Source organism: Sphingomonas psychrotolerans (genome assembly GCF_002796605.1).
Classification (GTDB): domain Bacteria; phylum Pseudomonadota; class Alphaproteobacteria; order Sphingomonadales; family Sphingomonadaceae; genus Sphingomonas; species Sphingomonas psychrotolerans.
Genome location: NZ_CP024923.1, coordinates 4266034 through 4280966, shown reverse-complemented (window position 1 = coordinate 4280966; position 14933 = coordinate 4266034). Strand labels below are relative to the sequence as shown.

General features: G+C 67.2%; 14 protein-coding genes. 9 read left to right on the top strand and 5 right to left on the bottom strand.

Annotated elements, in window-relative coordinates:
• Positions 1–39: 39 nt before the first annotated feature.
• Positions 40–849, top strand: coding sequence for an ATP-binding protein (locus CVN68_RS19535; protein WP_100283671.1), 810 nt, complete (start codon positions 40–42; stop codon positions 847–849).
• A 79-nt stretch (positions 850–928) separates the two neighbouring features.
• Positions 929–1942 carry a sensor histidine kinase gene (locus CVN68_RS19530; RefSeq protein ID WP_100283670.1) on the top strand — a complete coding sequence of 338 codons (1014 nt, stop codon included), beginning with the start codon at positions 929–931 and terminating at the stop codon, positions 1940–1942.
• Positions 1943–1988: 46 nt separating this feature from the next.
• Here the strand turns inward: CVN68_RS19530 and CVN68_RS19525 are convergent, their stop codons facing one another.
• Complete coding sequence (locus CVN68_RS19525; RefSeq protein WP_100283669.1) at positions 1989–3764, bottom strand: ABC-F family ATP-binding cassette domain-containing protein; 1776 nt, start codon at positions 3762–3764, stop codon at positions 1989–1991.
• Between the two features lie 74 nt (positions 3765–3838).
• Between CVN68_RS19525 and CVN68_RS19520 the strand changes: the two genes are divergently transcribed.
• The 3 genes from CVN68_RS19520 to CVN68_RS19510 all read left to right on the top strand — a co-directional run bounded on the left by CVN68_RS19520 (position 3839) and on the right by CVN68_RS19510 (position 6329).
• Entirely contained in the window at positions 3839–4171 is a 333-nt protein-coding gene (locus CVN68_RS19520; protein ID WP_100283668.1) for a hypothetical protein, read from the top strand.
• Positions 4172–4204: 33 nt separating this feature from the next.
• The gene (locus CVN68_RS19515) at positions 4205–4873 is read left to right on the top strand and encodes a response regulator transcription factor (protein WP_029937243.1); all 669 of its coding nucleotides are present in this window, start codon (positions 4205–4207) and stop codon (positions 4871–4873) included.
• A 106-nt stretch (positions 4874–4979) separates the two neighbouring features.
• Positions 4980–6329, top strand: a complete 1350-nt coding sequence (locus tag CVN68_RS19510) for a sensor histidine kinase (RefSeq protein ID WP_100284549.1) — start codon at positions 4980–4982, stop codon at positions 6327–6329.
• Here CVN68_RS19510 and CVN68_RS19505 read toward each other — a convergent pair.
• Together CVN68_RS19505 and CVN68_RS19500 are read right to left on the bottom strand one after the other, a co-directional pair.
• Positions 6326–7312 (bottom strand): LLM class flavin-dependent oxidoreductase, encoded by a 987-nt coding sequence (locus CVN68_RS19505; protein WP_100283667.1) that lies wholly within the window; start codon positions 7310–7312, stop codon positions 6326–6328. The genes CVN68_RS19510 and CVN68_RS19505 overlap by 4 nt on opposite strands.
• Before the next feature lie 94 nt (positions 7313–7406).
• The gene (locus CVN68_RS19500) at positions 7407–9770 is read right to left on the bottom strand and encodes a S8 family peptidase (RefSeq protein WP_233503439.1); all 2364 of its coding nucleotides are present in this window, start codon (positions 9768–9770) and stop codon (positions 7407–7409) included.
• Between the two features lie 122 nt (positions 9771–9892).
• On the opposite strand from CVN68_RS19500, the gene CVN68_RS19495 reads away from it, so the two are divergent.
• A complete protein-coding gene (locus CVN68_RS19495; protein WP_100283666.1) occupies positions 9893–10555 on the top strand; it encodes a pyrimidine 5'-nucleotidase in 663 nt (220 codons plus the stop codon).
• 1 nt (position 10556) lies between these two features.
• Positions 10557–11375 carry a 2,3,4,5-tetrahydropyridine-2,6-dicarboxylate N-succinyltransferase gene (dapD, locus tag CVN68_RS19490; RefSeq protein ID WP_100283665.1) on the top strand — a complete coding sequence of 273 codons (819 nt, stop codon included), beginning with the start codon at positions 10557–10559 and terminating at the stop codon, positions 11373–11375.
• Positions 11376–11396: 21 nt separating this feature from the next.
• On the opposite strand, the gene CVN68_RS19485 is transcribed toward dapD, so the two are convergent.
• Positions 11397–12224 carry a hypothetical protein gene (locus CVN68_RS19485; RefSeq protein ID WP_100283664.1) on the bottom strand — a complete coding sequence of 276 codons (828 nt, stop codon included), beginning with the start codon at positions 12222–12224 and terminating at the stop codon, positions 11397–11399.
• Between the two features lie 269 nt (positions 12225–12493).
• Between CVN68_RS19485 and CVN68_RS19480 the strand changes: the two genes are divergently transcribed.
• Positions 12494–13258, top strand: coding sequence for a tryptophan 2,3-dioxygenase (locus CVN68_RS19480; RefSeq protein ID WP_100283663.1), 765 nt, complete (start codon positions 12494–12496; stop codon positions 13256–13258).
• A complete protein-coding gene (locus tag CVN68_RS19475) occupies positions 13255–14364 on the top strand; it encodes an aminotransferase class V-fold PLP-dependent enzyme (RefSeq protein ID WP_100283662.1) in 1110 nt (369 codons plus the stop codon). Before CVN68_RS19480 ends, CVN68_RS19475 begins: the two co-directional genes overlap by 4 nt.
• A 129-nt stretch (positions 14365–14493) precedes the next feature.
• Here CVN68_RS19475 and CVN68_RS19470 read toward each other — a convergent pair whose 3' ends face one another.
• Positions 14494–14931: a CoA-binding protein gene (locus CVN68_RS19470; RefSeq protein ID WP_100283661.1), complete on the bottom strand. Its 438-nt coding sequence runs from the start codon at positions 14929–14931 to the stop codon at positions 14494–14496.
• Positions 14932–14933: the final 2 nt, after the last annotated feature.

The following is a 14933-nucleotide window of genomic DNA, read 5'->3' as shown; positions in this document are numbered from 1 at the left end:
CGCTTCGCGGAGAAGGATTTTGCGGTATAGCCCCCGACGATGACCGACCCGATGACTCGTATCGCCGAGGCGCTCGAGCGGCTGGCCCCACCCCCGGCGCCACCCGCAGATCCGCTCGCGCATCCTGCCTATGTCTGGCGCGGCCATAGCCTCGCCGCCGCCCGCGCGTTCGCCCCGTTGCCGCTGAAATTGCTTCAGGGAATGGAGCCCCAGCGCGATGCGCTGCTCGCCAATCTCCAGCGGCTCGCTGATGGCAGCGCCGCGCAGGACGTATTGCTCTGGGGGGCGCGGGGCACCGGCAAGTCCGCATTGGTCAAGAGCGCCGTCGCCGCCGTCCAGGCAAAGGGCGGAGACCTCGCGCTGGTCGAGGCGGTCACCCAGCATCTCGATGCGCTTCCCGAACTATTTGCCCTTCTCGCCGCCTCCGACCGCCCCTTCGTCATCTTCCTCGACGATCTCGGCTTCGACGCCGCCGGCGACGCCCGCGCGTTGCGCTCGCTGCTCGAAGGCGGCGCCGAGGCGCGCCCGGCCAATACCCGGCTGATCGTCACGTCGAACCGCCGCCACTTGATCCCGCGCGACATCGCCGAGCAGGCCAGCGCGATCAATCCACGCGATTCGGTCGACGACAGCCTCGCCCTCGCCGATCGATTCGGATTGAGCCTCGGCTTCCATGCGATCGACCAGGATACCTATGTCCATATCGTCCGCGGCTATGCCGAGGCGCACGGTCTGACCTTCGATCCGGCGGAGGCGATCAACTGGGCGACACGGCGCGGCAGCCGCTCGGGCCGGGTGGCATGGCAATATGTCGTCGACCTTGCGGGCCGCTCGGGCAAGTCACTGTAAAATAAAGTTGATCCACATCAACTACAGCCAAGACCTGACTTGACAGCGATAGGATGATCGCGCCTGTTTCGCCTCCGGCATGGGGCGAATAGGCGAACTCGATCTGCCCGAAAGACTGGCGCCCTACGCGCCGGCCTGGGCGACGCAGCTGCTGTTTGCGCTTTTCTGCGCTACGGCCGGAGTAGTCGCGCGCGTTCTCGTCGACCTCTTCGCGCCGGGCGCTGGTCCGTTCGCGCTGGGTTACCCTGCGGTATTGGTCGCGGCGCTCTTCGGGCGTTGGCAGGCGGGGGCGCTCGCCGCCTTGCTGGTATTGGCCCACACCTGGTACTTCCTGCTGCCGCCAGTGCATTCCTTCTATCCCAAGGGCCCGAACGACGGTTCGCGGCTGCTTGTCATCGTGATCGCCTACCTGATCATGATCGCCGTCGCCGAGACCTTCCGCCGCGCGGTCCGCCGCGCCGCCGCCGAGCGCGACCGCCAGATCGCCGAGCGCGACTTGTTTCTCGAGGAATTCGACCACCGGGTGAAGAACAATTTCGCGCTCGTCGCAGCCTTGCTCGACATGCAGCGCCGCCGCGCCGGCGAAAGCGAGACCGCCGAAGCATTGGCGAGCGCGCTGGCACGGGTGGAAAGCATCGCACGGGCGCATCGCCATTTGTATCGCGGCACCGCAGCGCCCGGAGAGGTCGACATGGCGGTCTATATCCGCGAACTCTGCAGCGCGCTCGAAGAGGCACTGTTCCTGCGCGGCGCGATCACGCTGGATTGCGCGGCCGATCACGCGGCACTGCCGCGCGATCGGGCGGTATCGATCGGCCTCGTCATCAACGAACTCGTCACCAACGCCGCCAAGCACGCCTTCGGCGACCGCGTCGACGGCTCGATCAAAGTGGCGTTCGAAGCGCGCGCCGCGGGCTGGCGGCTGATCGTAGCCGACAATGGCGCGGGAATCTCGCCGGTGGCGATCGCGAAACGTCGTGGCGGGGGGCTGGGCCAGCGGCTGATCGAGGGCTTTGTCCGCCAGGCGCGCGGCACGATCCGGACCGAGAGCGGCCCGGAGGGAACCATCGTTACGGTGGGTCTGGAGGCGTGACACAAGCTGCTACGTAGGGTCGCATCGCGAAACGCGACGCTGTCGGTCAGCCCAGTGCCTCGACCTGCTCGGCCAACTCCAGCCAGCGCATCTCCGCCGCGTCCTTCTCGTCGCGGAGCTTGCCGATCCCGTCGCTCAATCTGGCGAACTTGCCCGGATCGCGGGTGTAGAGTTCGGGATCCGCCATCGCCGCCTCGTCCCTCGCGATCTGCGCCTCGATCTCCTCGATCCGCTTCGGCAGCAGATCGTAATCGCGCTGGTCCTTATAGCTGAGCTTGGTCGCCTTCGCTTTGGGCGCAGCCGCGGCAGGCTTCGACGCCGCCTTCTTCGGCTCCGCCCGCGAGGTACGGCGCGCTTCCCAATCGGCATAGCCACCCGCCACCACATCGACCTTGCCGCTGCCGTCGAGCCCCAGCGTCACTGTCACGGTCCGGTCGAGAAAGTCGCGGTCGTGACTGACGATCAGCACGGTGCCTTCATAGTCGGCGATGACTTCCTGGAGCAGATCCAACGTCTCGAGATCGAGATCGTTGGTCGGCTCGTCGAGTACCAGCAGGTTCGACGGCCGCGCGAACTCGCGCGCGAGCAGCAGCCGCGAACGCTCGCCGCCCGAGAGCGTGCCGATCTTCGCGTCGGCGAGATTGGGTTCGAACAGGAACTCCTTCAAATAGCCGTGGATATGCTTCCTGACGCCGAGCACTTCGATCCATTCGCCGCCCTGGGTCAGTACGTCGCGCACCGTCTTCGCCGGATCCATCAGGCTGCGTTGCTGATCGATGATCACTTCGTCGAGCGTCTTGGCCAGCCGTACGCTGCCTTCGTCGGGGGCAAGTTCGCCGGTGAGCAGCTTGAGCAAGGTGGTCTTGCCCGCGCCGTTCCGGCCGACCACCCCGACCCGGTCCCCCTTGGTGATCCGGAGCGTCAAATCCTTGATGATCTCGCGGTCGCCGAAGCGCTTGGTGATGTTCTTTGCGTCGATCACCACCTTGGTCTGCGCGCCGTCCGATCCGATCGCGAGCTTGGCGGCGCCCTGGGGGCCCATCATCGCGGCGCGTTCGGCGCGCATCTCCTTGAGCTTGGTCAGCCGGCCCTGGTTCCGCCGCCGCCGCCCGGTGACGCCGCGCAGCAGCCAATGCTCCTCGATCTTCAACCTGGCGTCGAGCTTCTGCGCATTGCGCTCCTCCTCGGCATAGACGGTTTCAGTCCACGCCTCGAACCCGCCGAAACCGATCTCGGCGCGGCGAATCGCGCCGCGATCGAGCCACAGGGTTTGCCGGGTCAACCGCGTGAGGAAAGTCCGATCGTGGCTGATCGCAATGAACGCGCCATTGTAGCGGCTCAGCCAGTTCTCGAGCCAGTCGATCGCCGCGATGTCGAGATGGTTGGTCGGCTCGTCCATCAACAGCACGTCGGGGTTCTGCGCCAGCGCACGCGCGATCGCGGCGCGACGGCGCTCGCCGCCCGAGGCAGTCGCCGCCTCGCGGCTGAGATCGATGCCGAGCTGGTCGGCGATGGCTTCGGCTTCGTAGCGCTCGGGCGCATCGTCGCCCGCCAGCACGAAATCGAGCAGCGTGTCGAACCCGGTGACCTGCGGATCCTGCTCGAGCAGCACGACATGCGTGCCGGGCACGATCGTGCGGCGGCCCTCGTCCGAATCGATCCGCCCGGCGATCAGGCGGAGCAGAGTCGACTTGCCCGCGCCGTTTCGCCCGATCAACGCGAGCCGGTCGCGCTCGCCGATATAGAGGTCGAGTTCGCGGAACAGCCAGCCCGAGCCCTGGATCAGCCCGAGGCCCTCATATGCAAGTACAGGTGCAGCCATGGCCGGCCACCTAGGGGGCCTGTGCCCCCGCCGCAAGTTGCGCGCTGCTGACGGTCGCGTTCAGGGGCTATTCAATGGCCGACCCCTATGCCAGACGCATGAAGATGCTGGTTAAGCCTGTTTTCTGCGCGTGTCTGGCTGCCCTCTCGCTGGTCGGGAGCGTCGCGGCGCATGCGCAGGACAGCAATCAGGAAGCCGCCAGCCAGCGCCGGCTGAAGGGCCAAAATCTGCCGGTGCGCGAAATCGAACGCCGCGTCGTCCCCCGCATGCCGGGGGCGCAGTATCTCGGATTCGATTACGATCCTGCAACGGACATTTACACGCTCAAATTCCTGCGCAATGGATCGGTGATCTGGGTGGATGCGGACGGGCGGACGGGCAACATTATCCGACGCACGGGCGATTGAACGCCGGCAAAGCAAGGGCACAGGGACCAAGGCATGCGACTATTGATCGTCGAGGACGAACCCAATCTCGGACAGCAGCTCCGCAATGCGCTGGAGGGCGCGGGCTATGCGGTCGATCTCGCCACCGATGGCGAGGAGGGCCATTTCCTCGGCTCCACCGAGCAATATGACGCAGTGATCCTCGATCTCGGCCTGCCCGAGATCGACGGGCTCACCGTGCTCGATCGCTGGCGCAAGGAAGGCAAGACCACTCCGGTGCTGGTGCTCACCGCGCGCGACAGCTGGTCGGACAAGGTGGCAGGGCTCGATGCCGGCGCCGATGACTATGTCGCCAAGCCGTTCCAGACCGAGGAACTGATCGCCCGCCTGCGCGCGCTGATCCGCCGCGCCTCGGGTAATGCCTCGGCCGAGTTGATCGCGGGCGACATCCGCCTCGATACCCGTAGCGGCAAGGTCACCAAGGCCGGCGAGCCGGTGAAGCTCACTGCGCAGGAATATAAATTGCTCAGCTACCTGCTCCACCACAAGGGCAAGGTGGTCAGCCGCACCGAGCTGATCGAGCATATCTACGATCAGGATTTCGACCGCGATTCGAACACCATCGAAGTCTTCGTCACGCGCATCCGCAAAAAGCTCGGCGCCGACGTGATCACCACCATCCGGGGGCTGGGCTACAGCCTCGAGGAACCCGCGGACGCCTGAGATGGATACATCCGGGGACAGCGTCCCGTCCCCTGTGAACGACGAGGCGGCCGAACCGCAGCCCCGTTACTATGCGCCCCGCGCGACCGGTTCGGTGAGCCGGCGGATGATCCTGATCGCCAGCGCATGGATCTTCGTCCTGCTGGTCGGCGGCGGCGTCGCGCTCGACCGGGTGCTGACGACCGCGATCACGCGCAATTTCGACGAGCAGCTCGATTATCTGCTGACCTCGATGATCGTCTCGGCCGAGCTGGGACCGGGTGGCGAGGTGGTGCTCAACCGCGAGCTCGCCGACCAGCGTTTCCTCGAGCCCGGCTCGGGCGCCTATTGGCAGATCAGCGGCAACGGGTTCGATCCCTTCCCGTCGCGCTCGCTGTGGGACCGGCGGCTGCGTGTGAACCAGCGCCACGACGACCGCGAACTCCACATCTACGACAGCGACGAGTTCGTCGACAAAACCCCGCGCAAGGACCGCGACCCCAACGATCCCAACAACCAGATGCTGCGCGTCGCCGAGCGCGACCTCAAGCTGCCGGGCTCGCCGATTCGCTGGAAATTCCAGGTGGCGCAGAGCCGCGACGGGCTGGACGCGCAGATCGCCACGCTGCGGCGGACGCTGGTGCGCAGCTTCGTGCTGCTCGGGCTCGGACTGATCGTGATGGTCGGGCTGCAGACCTGGTACGGGCTGCTACCGCTGCGCAAGGTGCGCTCCGAGATCGCGCGGCTCCGCGCGGGCAAGGCCAAACGGATCGAGGACCGCATGCCGGCGGAGATCGCGCCGATGGTCGAGGAATTGAACGCGCTGGTCGAACATAACGACCGGCAGGCCGAGGAGGCGCGGCGCCACGCCGGCAACCTCGCCCATGCCCTCAAGACTCCGCTGAGCGTGATCATGAACGCCGCTGCCGCCGGGCAGGAAGACCTCGCCCCCACCATCATCCGCGAGGCGCGCACGATGCGCCGCCAGATCGACCACCATCTCGCGCGCGCCCGCGCCGTGGGCCGGCGGGGCAGCGCGCACAGCCGCGCGCATGTCTGGCCCTCGATCGAGGCAGTCGAGCGCGCGGTGGGACGGCTCTACCCCAATGTCCGTCTCGACGTGGACGGCCAGAAGGATCTGATCGCGCATATCGAGCGGCAGGACCTCGACGATCTGCTCGGCAATCTTGTCGAAAACGCCGCCAAATATGGCGGCGGCAGCGTGTTCGTCACGGCGCGGGTCGAGGCGGGGTTCGTCGAGATCCTCGTCGAGGATGACGGTACCGGTATTCCCGAGGCCGACCGCATCCGCATCTTCGATCGCGGCGTGCGGCTCGACAGCGGCAAGCCGGGCACCGGGCTGGGCCTCGCCATCGTTCGCGACGTGGCGGAGATCTATGACGGCACGGTCAGCCTCGAGGAGAGCGAGGATCTTGGCGGACTGCTCGTGCGGTTGCGGCTGCCCGCGGCGAGCTAGAGCGACTGCATCGCCTCTGCCGCGATCGTCAGGCTCTTCCTGCGCGCGTCGTGATCGAACATCGCGCTGGTCAGGATCAACTCGTCGGCGCCGGTGCGCGCGAGGAAGGCGGCAAGCTGCTCGCGCACCTTGGCTGGACCGCCGATCGCGCTGGCCGACAGCACCTGCTCGAGCATCGCATTGCCTTGCCCACCGAGGGTCTCGCGATAACCGCGCACTGGCGGGGGCAGCTGGATGCCCTTGCCCGTGCGGATCGCGACGAAGGCCTGTTGCTGCGAACTGGCGAGATATTCGGCCTCGTCGTCGGTCGCTGCGCCGAAGACGTTGAAGCCGAGCATCAAATGCGGCTTCTCCAGCACCGCCGAGGGCCGGAAGTTGCGGCGATAGACATCGCCGGCCTCGTCGAGCAGCCCCGGTGCGAAATGCGAGGCGAAGGCATAAGGCAGGCCCAGCGCCGCCGCGAGCTGTGCGCCGAACAGGCTCGAGCCGAGGATCCACAGCTTCACGTCGGCACCAGCACCCGGCGTGGCACGGATGCCGGTCCTGCCGTCATCGGCGAAATAGCTCTGCAGCTCGACCACATCCTGCGGGAATTCACTGCCGTCGCCGCCCATCCCGCGCCGGATCGCCGCCGAAACCCGCTGGTCCGAACCCGGCGCGCGGCCAAGGCCGAGATCGACCCGGCCGGGGAACAGCGCGTCGAGCGTGCCGAACTGCTCGGCGACTTGCAGCGGCGAATGGTTGGGGAGCATGATCCCCCCTGCCCCGATTCGGATCGTCGAAGTCGCAGCGCCGACATGCGCGATCACCACTGCGGTGGCGGCGCTGGCGATGCCTTCCATCCCGTGATGCTCGGCGACCCAATAGCGCGTGAAGCCCAGCGTCTCGGCGTGACGCGCAAGATCGGCGGCATTGGCGAGCGCCTGGCCGGCAGTGCCGCCCTGAACGATGGGAACGAGGTCGAGGAGGGAATAAGCGGTCATCACCCGGAGATGGGTGGTGCGACGGCGCCACGCCAGCCGAAGCTTTGCTTTCAGGCGGGCAAGAAGGTTGTTGGACGGGTGACGATCTGGGCCGTCAGAACCCCAGGGTCAACCGCACCGCACCGCCCTTGTCGCTCGGGAAGGACGCATAATTCCCGGGATTGCGGCGCAGGAACAGGTTGCTGCTCAGATCGCCGCCGAGCAGCGGCCAGCTGTAGCGCAGCTCGTAATCCACTTCGCGGCCTTCGGGCGCGAGATTGATGAAGCCCTTGTCCCAGGCGCTGACCGCCATCGTCGAATAGTCCCAGTCGGCGGGCAGCGCGATCCCGATCCCGCCGCGCGCCACGCGCAACGGCTGGGCGATCCGGAAGCCGAGACTGTCCCCCGCGGCGAAGATTCCGTCCTTGCCGATATCGGCGGCAAAGGCGTTGGTGCGAATGAGTCCGCCGCCCTGCACCCCACTGCGCAGCCTGGCGCTCGTCCAGCCCTGGCGCATCGAGCCACCGAGCGACCAGCCCGCCCCCATATCGTAGCGCAGCCCTACGTCGACGAAATTACTGCCGGCCCGCGCCGCACCGAGCCCGCCGCTGAAGCGCGCACCGAGCACCGTGTCGCGCTCGCTGAGCCGGGTCAGCGACAGGCCGGCGCGCAGCTTGCCGAAGCTGCGGTCGAGTCCGAGCGTAGTGCGCCAATAGCCCGAACGCTGCGCGTCCCATCTGAGCGCTGCGAACGGCGTGTCGCGCCGGCTGAGCACCTGGCCCTGCTCCTGCGCGAGGCTGACGCCCCAGGCCCCGAACGACTGGCGCACCGCGACCGATCCGGTGACGTCGACGTCGAAGCCCGCGCTGTGCAGCGGATCGCGCGCGACGAGGAAAGCGGGTTCGTCGCGGCCGGCGAGCCGCGCGGTCAGCGTATTGCCGGTCTCCGACGCGCCGATCGCGAACTGCGCCTTGCTGCCGAGCCTGCCGCTCACCGTGGCCGCGAGCATCCGCGCGACGCCGGCATCGCGGCTGCCGATGCCGAGCCGCTCGATCCGGATCGAATCGCGGGTCGGCACGAGCGAAACAGCGACGCTGAGGTTACGGACACCCGCCGAGAAGCTGCGCTGGCGCGTCGCCATCAGTGCGGGAAGCCGGCGGGCCGGGCCCTGGCGGACGATCGACCGGGCGAGCTCGGTCGCGAAGGCGCGATCGAACGAGTCGAGTACCACGGCGCCGAGCGGCCCTTGGCTGGCGTCGCCCATCGGCCCGGATAGGGCGCCGTTGATGCCAGCGGAGACCACGCCGGTCGATCCGGCCAAAGAGGTCGTGCCCACCGGCTGGAAGGCGCGGGTGAGATCGAGCACGCCGCGACCATAGACCGGGTCGACACCCGCGGCGCCGGCGTCACGGGCAGTGGCATAGAGCAACTGAACGATCTGCGCGCCGGTCAGGTTGGGAAAGGCCTGGGCGAGCAGCGCCACGGCGCCGGCGATCTGCGGCGCGGAGAAGGACGTGCCCGACCAGAGCATCGCCGCGTTGTTCTGGTCCGGTGCGCGGACGCGCTCGCCCACGGCAGTAAGATAGGTGGCTGCCCCCGTCCCGGCACGGTTGCTGAAGCTCGAAATCTGATCGGTAGTGCCTACCGAGCCGGCGATGATCACCAGCCCGCGCGCGCCTGCGCTCGCCGCGGCGCCGGCCGCGAACGGGTCGGGATTGACGCCCTCGGGCTTGTCGCCGTCATTGCCGGCGGAGATGACGATGACGATCCCCGCCGCGGTGGCGTTGCCGATCGCCTGAAGCAGTCGGCTATTGGGCGGGTCGCCGCCGAGCGAGATGTTGACCACGCGCGCGCCGCCGGCGCGGGCAGCGTCAAGACCGGCGGCGATGGCATTGTCGCCGAAGCTGCAGCCGCTGTCGGGGTCGCTAGCATTTTCGGTGGCGCAACTGCCGGGCGTGTCGGCGCGGGCGACGATGAGCTGGGCATTGAAGGCGACTCCGTGCGTTCCGGCATCGTTGCGCCGTCCGGCGATCGTGAAGGCCACGGCAGTACCGTGACCGCCCTCATCGTCGATCGTGCTGTTGCCGGCCGCGGCAATCGAGGCCCCCGCGATACGGCAGGTGCCCGTGCCGATCCCGCCCGAGCAATCGCCGAACTCGGCGCTCTGCAGGTCGATGCCGCTGTCGATCACGCCGACCCCGATGCCGGCGCCGGTGCCGCCATGATCATAGGCAGTGAGCGCGTTCATCGAGAGCGCGCCCGCGGTCGCGCGATATTCGGCGGTATCGTAGTTCGCGCCCGGCGTTGGGGTCGGCGTTGGAACCGGAGTGGGCGTCGGTACGGGAGCGGGCGTCGGCGCCGGCGCGGGGAGCGGAGCGGGATGGCTGCCTCCGCCCCCGCCGCCGCCGCAAGCGCCGAGCGCCAGCAGGCCGCCAATCGCAACGGTTCGCATCAAACGCGCATCGATAAGTGCCCGCATCGGTTCATCCTGTTCGAGATGCACGGTAGCGCAGATATGTTTTTCTGCCTTTACCGTCACTTAACCATAATCTCCCCTGCCGCCTTGCGGCACTGGCGTCCACTCCGTAGAGCCCCGGTCCGATGCTTTCCGAGCTAGGCCACATCCGCAACTGGATCTTCGATCTGGACAATACGCTCTATCCGGTGAGTGCGAACCTCTTTGCTATGATAGACGCGCGGATCGGCGCGTATGTCCGGACGCTGCTGAATTGCGATGCCGCGGAGGCGCATCGGATCCAGAAGGGCTATTTCCATGCGCACGGCACCACGCTTTCGGGCCTGATGGCCGAACACGCCGTCGACCCCCACCATTATCTGGCCCACGTCCATGACGTCGACATGAGCGTGCTGACCCGCAACGAGCCGCTGATCGAGGCGCTGGCCCGGCTGCCCGGGCGCAAACTGGTCTTCACCAATGGCGACGCACCCTATGCGAGCAAGGTGCTCGACCGGCTGGGACTGGCCGAAACCTTCGAGGCGATCCACGACGTCCACGCGACCGCATATCGCCCCAAGCCCGATCCTTCGGCCTATCGCGGGCTGTGCGACGCTTATGGCCTCGAGCCGACCGAAAGCTTGTTCGTCGAGGACATGGCGCGCAATCTCAAGCCCGCCAAGGCGATCGGCATGACTACGGTGTGGATCGACAACGGCTCAGAACAGACGCCGGACGAAGACCGCAGCTTCATCGACTATACCATCAGCGACCTCGGCCGCTGGTTGCACGAAATTTTGGAGGACTGACGTGACCGACCTCGCCGCAACTATCGACGCTGCCTGGGAGGACCGGGCAAATCTAGGCTTCGCGACTCGAGGCGCGGCGCGCGAGGCCGTGGCCGAGGCGCTCAACCTGCTCGATCGCGGCGCGGCACGCGTAGCCGAGCCGACCGCGGATGGCTGGCAAGTCAACCAGTGGCTCAAAAAGGCGGTGCTGCTGAGCTTCCGGCTCAACGACAATGTCGTCGTGGAAGGCCCGGGCGGCGCGAACTGGTTCGACAAGGTGCCTTCGAAATTCGCCAATTGGGGTGAGACAGCGTTCCGCGAGGCGGGGTTTCGCGCAGTGCCCGGCAGCATCGTGCGGCACGGCGCGCATGTCGCGAAGGGCGCGGTACTGATGCCCAGCTTCGTCAATATCGGCGCCTGGGTCGGCGAAGGGACGATGGTCGATACCTGGTCGACGGTGGGCAGTTGCGCGCAGATCGGCAGGAACGTCCATCTCTCGGGCGGCGTCGGGATCGGCGGGGTGCTCGAGCCACTCCAGGCCGATCCGGTGATCATCGGCGACGGCGCGTTCATCGGGGCGCGCGCCGAAGTGGCCGAGGGCGTCCGCGTCGGCGAGGGCGCGGTTTTGTCGATGGGCGTCTATCTCGGCGCCTCGACCAAGATCATCGACCGCGCGACCGGCGAAGTGCATCGCGGACATGTGCCGCCTTATTCGGTGGTCGTTCCGGGCAGCATCGGCGGTGGCGAGGGCAAGCCGGCGCTGTATTGCGCGGTGATCGTCAAGACGGTCGACGCGCAGACGCGGAGCAAGACCGGGATCAACGAGCTGCTGCGCGATTGATCCCGGCCTTCGCGGCTCCGCTCAGCGAATGCCGACCACCGTGCCCGAGGCGTGCAGCGTGAACGGCGGCGCGCTCGCAGAGGCCTCGATGATGAGCGAAACCGCGACTTCGGTTTCGAGTCCCTGCGGACCGTAGAAGCGGCCGCTGAACTGGCCGAAGCGGACCGTGAGCGTGGGACTGGTCCAATCTTGGCCGTAATAGCCGCCGGTCGCCGGATCTATGTCCGCCGTGCCGGTCACCGTGCCGAAGTCGATATCTGCGCCCCCGCCCGAAGGTGTGCCGATCAGGTGCAGGCTCATCGTCACCTTGCCGGTGATGCGATCCGCGCCGAGCGTCACCACGGTCTTGCCGAGCGAATAGTTAGCAGTCGCACCGCCAGCCGCCGAGGTCCGATAGACGCTGCCGCCATATGCGGCACGATAGGTGACGCTCGTGGCAGCGGGCACGTCGGTGACCAGGGTGGGGACGCCGATGATACAGGTGTAGGTACGTGTCTGGCCGATGACGTTGGTCAGCACCGATGCTACCCGAGCATATTCGAGCGGCCCGACGCCGACGATCCCCGGAACCTGGATGCGCAAGCGGTCAGTGCCGCTGGCACCCGCTTTCGCATAGAATTGCGCGCCTGCGGGAGCCGCGGGGTCGACGTCGCCCGGCCCAAAGACGAGGTTCACGCCGTCGCCTCCAACCGTCCAGCTCTGCGTGGCGGCGGCATAAGCGAGATTAAGGCCGAGAGCAGGCAGGCTGGCCGGGTTGACGCCCGGCGGAGTCTGGTTGTTGATTATCGACGTGCACGACGACGCGAAGGTACGGTCGCCGCTCAGATCCGCGTACTTGGTATAACTCACGGGAGTGGCCGTTGGCGTCGGTGACGGGCTGGCGACGGGGGTTGGCGTGGGGGTGGCGGCCGGCGTTTCGACAGATCCCGGGTTGGAGCCCCCGCCTGAACAAGCCGCAAGCATCATCGCGCCGGAAATCACGGCATAGCCACGCATCATTTTCGCTTCCCCCTTCGAACTCGTCGAAACAAAGCGTTTTCAGGCGCCTACAAAAGCTGCGCGATCGTTGCAACGGTTGCCCCCGTTGCGGGCCCGGCGGAGCATGCCTAGGTTCAGTCATGACCGAACCCATGACCTATGGGCGCTATCTCGCCCTCGACCAGCTTCTCGCCGCCCAGCATCCGCTGTCGGACCGGCACGACGAACTGCTGTTCATCATCATCCATCAGACCAAGGAGCTGTGGCTCAAGCAGATGATCGCCGAGCTGCTCCCGGCCAAGGTGCTGGTGCGCGAAGGCCGGCTGATCGAGGCCTATAAGGGCCTCGCCCGGGTGAGCCGGATCCAGGCGGTGATGACGCTCAGCTGGGACGTCCTCGCGACGATGACACCGTCCGATTATACCCGCTTCCGCGAGGTCCTCGGTCCTAGCTCGGGCTTCCAGTCGGACCAGTTCCGCGCAGTCGAGACGCTGCTCGGGGTGCGCGGCGGCGGGGTGCCGGGCCCGCTCACCACTGCGTTCGCCGCCGAACCGAGCTTGTGGGACGATGCCAATGCCGCGCTCGCGAACGCCGGGTTCGACGTTCCTGCGGAAGCGCTGACGCGCAACTGGCCCGACAAATACGAGCCCATCGACGGGGTGCGCGATGCCTGGACCATCGTCTATCGCAACCCGACGACGCATTGGGACCTCTATCAGCTCGCCGAGAAATTGGTCGATATCGACGATGCGCTGGCGACGTGGCGGCACAAGCATGTGCTCACCGTCAGCCGGGTGATCGGTGGCAAGATGGGCACCGGCGGCACCGCCGGTGTGCCCTATCTCGAATCGACTCTGGTCAAGCGCGCGTTTCCGGAGCTGTGGTCGCTCCGCACCGATCTGTGAAATCGTATAAACGCCTGTTCCAGCGCGCGATCGCCGCGGCGCCCGAACGGCTGCACTTCGCCGCGCACAGCCATCATCTCTGGCCCGACGCGTCCTATGTCGGTCAGCTCGCCGCGTGGGAGGACGGGGTGCGCCTCGCCGACCGCAAATGGGAGCGAGTGATGGGCGAGATCTGGCCCGCCGCGCAGGAACATGTCGCCGCCGAGCTGGGGCTGCCCGACCCTTCGACATTGGTGTTCGCGCCCAACACGCACGAGCTGTTGCTCCGCGTCGTCTCCGCACTGCACCGACGGCCCTTGCGCATCCTGACCAGTGACGGCGAGTTCCACAGCTTCCGGCGGCAGAGCGCGCGGTGGGAAGAGGCGGGCAGCGCGGTGGTCGAGCGGGTGCCGCTGGAGCGCTTCGTAGAGACCGCGCAGCGCGGCGAGCACGATTTGATCTTCGTGAGCCACGTCCAGTTCGGCACGGGTCACGTGTTCCAGGGCATCGCCGAGCTTGCGACGCTGGCGCGGCCCGATGGACCGTGGGTGGTGATCGACGGCTATCACGGCTTCATGGCGCTGCCGGCCGACCTGTCGGCCGTGGCGGATCGGGTCTTCTATCTCGCCGGCGGCTACAAATATGCGATGGCGGGCGAAGGCTGCGCTTTCCTCCACGCGCCACCGGGCTTCGGCCCGCGGCCCGAGATCACCGGCTGGTATGCCGAGTTCGACGATCTCTCGCTGCCGCCGGGAAGCATCGGCTATGCGCCCGATGCGCGGCGCTTCCTCGGCGCGACCTTCGATCCTTCGGGGATCTACCGCTTCGTCGCAGTGCGCGACATGCTCCGGCAGGAGGGGTTGGCCACCCCGGAGATCGCGGCGCATGCGGGAGCCCTGCGCGCGGCGCTGCTCGAACAGCTGCCGCTGGAGGCCGAATTGCTCAACCCGGGATCGCCGGCACGGTTTTTGGCCCTGCGCTCGCCCGAGGCGGCGCGGTGGAAGACACGGCTCGAGGCGGAGGATGTCATCGTCGACGTGCGCGGCGATGTGCTGCGGATCGGGTTCGGGCTCTACCAGGATGGCAGGGATCTGGAGGGGCTGATCGGCGCGTTGCGGCGGCTCTGAATCCTCAGAAGGCAGGTGCGCTTCCCTTGACCGTGCTCCGGCGAAGGCCGGAGCCCTGGAGGCGCGAGGACCGGACTCGGCCAACGCTCCGGCCTTCGCCGGAGCACTGATTAGCCTCGCAGGTGCGTTTCAGTGCGCGCCGCCCACTCTCGGCACGCCCAGCCGCGGGATGTCGATCTTCGGACAGCGGTCCATCACTACCTTGAGCCCAGCCGCCTCGGCCCGCGCGGCAGCCTCTTCGTTGATCACGCCGATCTGCAGCCACACCGATTTCGCACCCGCGGCGATCGCTTCGTCGACCGCCTCACCCGTCGCGATCGAGCGGCGGAAGATATCGACCATGTCGATCGGTTCGCCGATCTGGCTGAGCTCACGGAAGACGAATTCGCCATGCACATGCTCGCCGGTGATCTGCGGATTGACCGGGATCACCCGGTAACCGCGGCTCTGGAGATAGGCCATCACCCCATAGCTCGGCCGATCGGGCCGGTCCGACGCGCCGATCATCGCGATCGTCCGCGTCTCCTCGAGCAATTGGCGTATGTCTTCGTCGCTGGTCAGCGGCATTG

Coding starts and splice junctions, on each gene's coding strand:
- CVN68_RS19535 (WP_100283671.1), top strand. CDS start 40: ATGACCGACCCGATGACTCGTATCGCCGAGGCGCTCGAGCGGCTGGCC.
- CVN68_RS19530 (WP_100283670.1), top strand. CDS start 929: ATGGGGCGAATAGGCGAACTCGATCTGCCCGAAAGACTGGCGCCCTAC.
- CVN68_RS19525 (WP_100283669.1), bottom strand. CDS start 3,764: ATGGCTGCACCTGTACTTGCATATGAGGGCCTCGGGCTGATCCAGGGC.
- CVN68_RS19520 (WP_100283668.1), top strand. CDS start 3,839: ATGGCCGACCCCTATGCCAGACGCATGAAGATGCTGGTTAAGCCTGTT.
- CVN68_RS19515 (WP_029937243.1), top strand. CDS start 4,205: ATGCGACTATTGATCGTCGAGGACGAACCCAATCTCGGACAGCAGCTC.
- CVN68_RS19510 (WP_100284549.1), top strand. CDS start 4,980: ATGATCCTGATCGCCAGCGCATGGATCTTCGTCCTGCTGGTCGGCGGC.
- CVN68_RS19505 (WP_100283667.1), bottom strand. CDS start 7,312: ATGACCGCTTATTCCCTCCTCGACCTCGTTCCCATCGTTCAGGGCGGC.
- CVN68_RS19500 (WP_233503439.1), bottom strand. CDS start 9,770: ATGCGGGCACTTATCGATGCGCGTTTGATGCGAACCGTTGCGATTGGC.
- CVN68_RS19495 (WP_100283666.1), top strand. CDS start 9,893: ATGCTTTCCGAGCTAGGCCACATCCGCAACTGGATCTTCGATCTGGAC.
- CVN68_RS19480 (WP_100283663.1), top strand. CDS start 12,494: ATGACCGAACCCATGACCTATGGGCGCTATCTCGCCCTCGACCAGCTT.
- CVN68_RS19470 (WP_100283661.1), bottom strand. CDS start 14,931: ATGCCGCTGACCAGCGACGAAGACATACGCCAATTGCTCGAGGAGACG.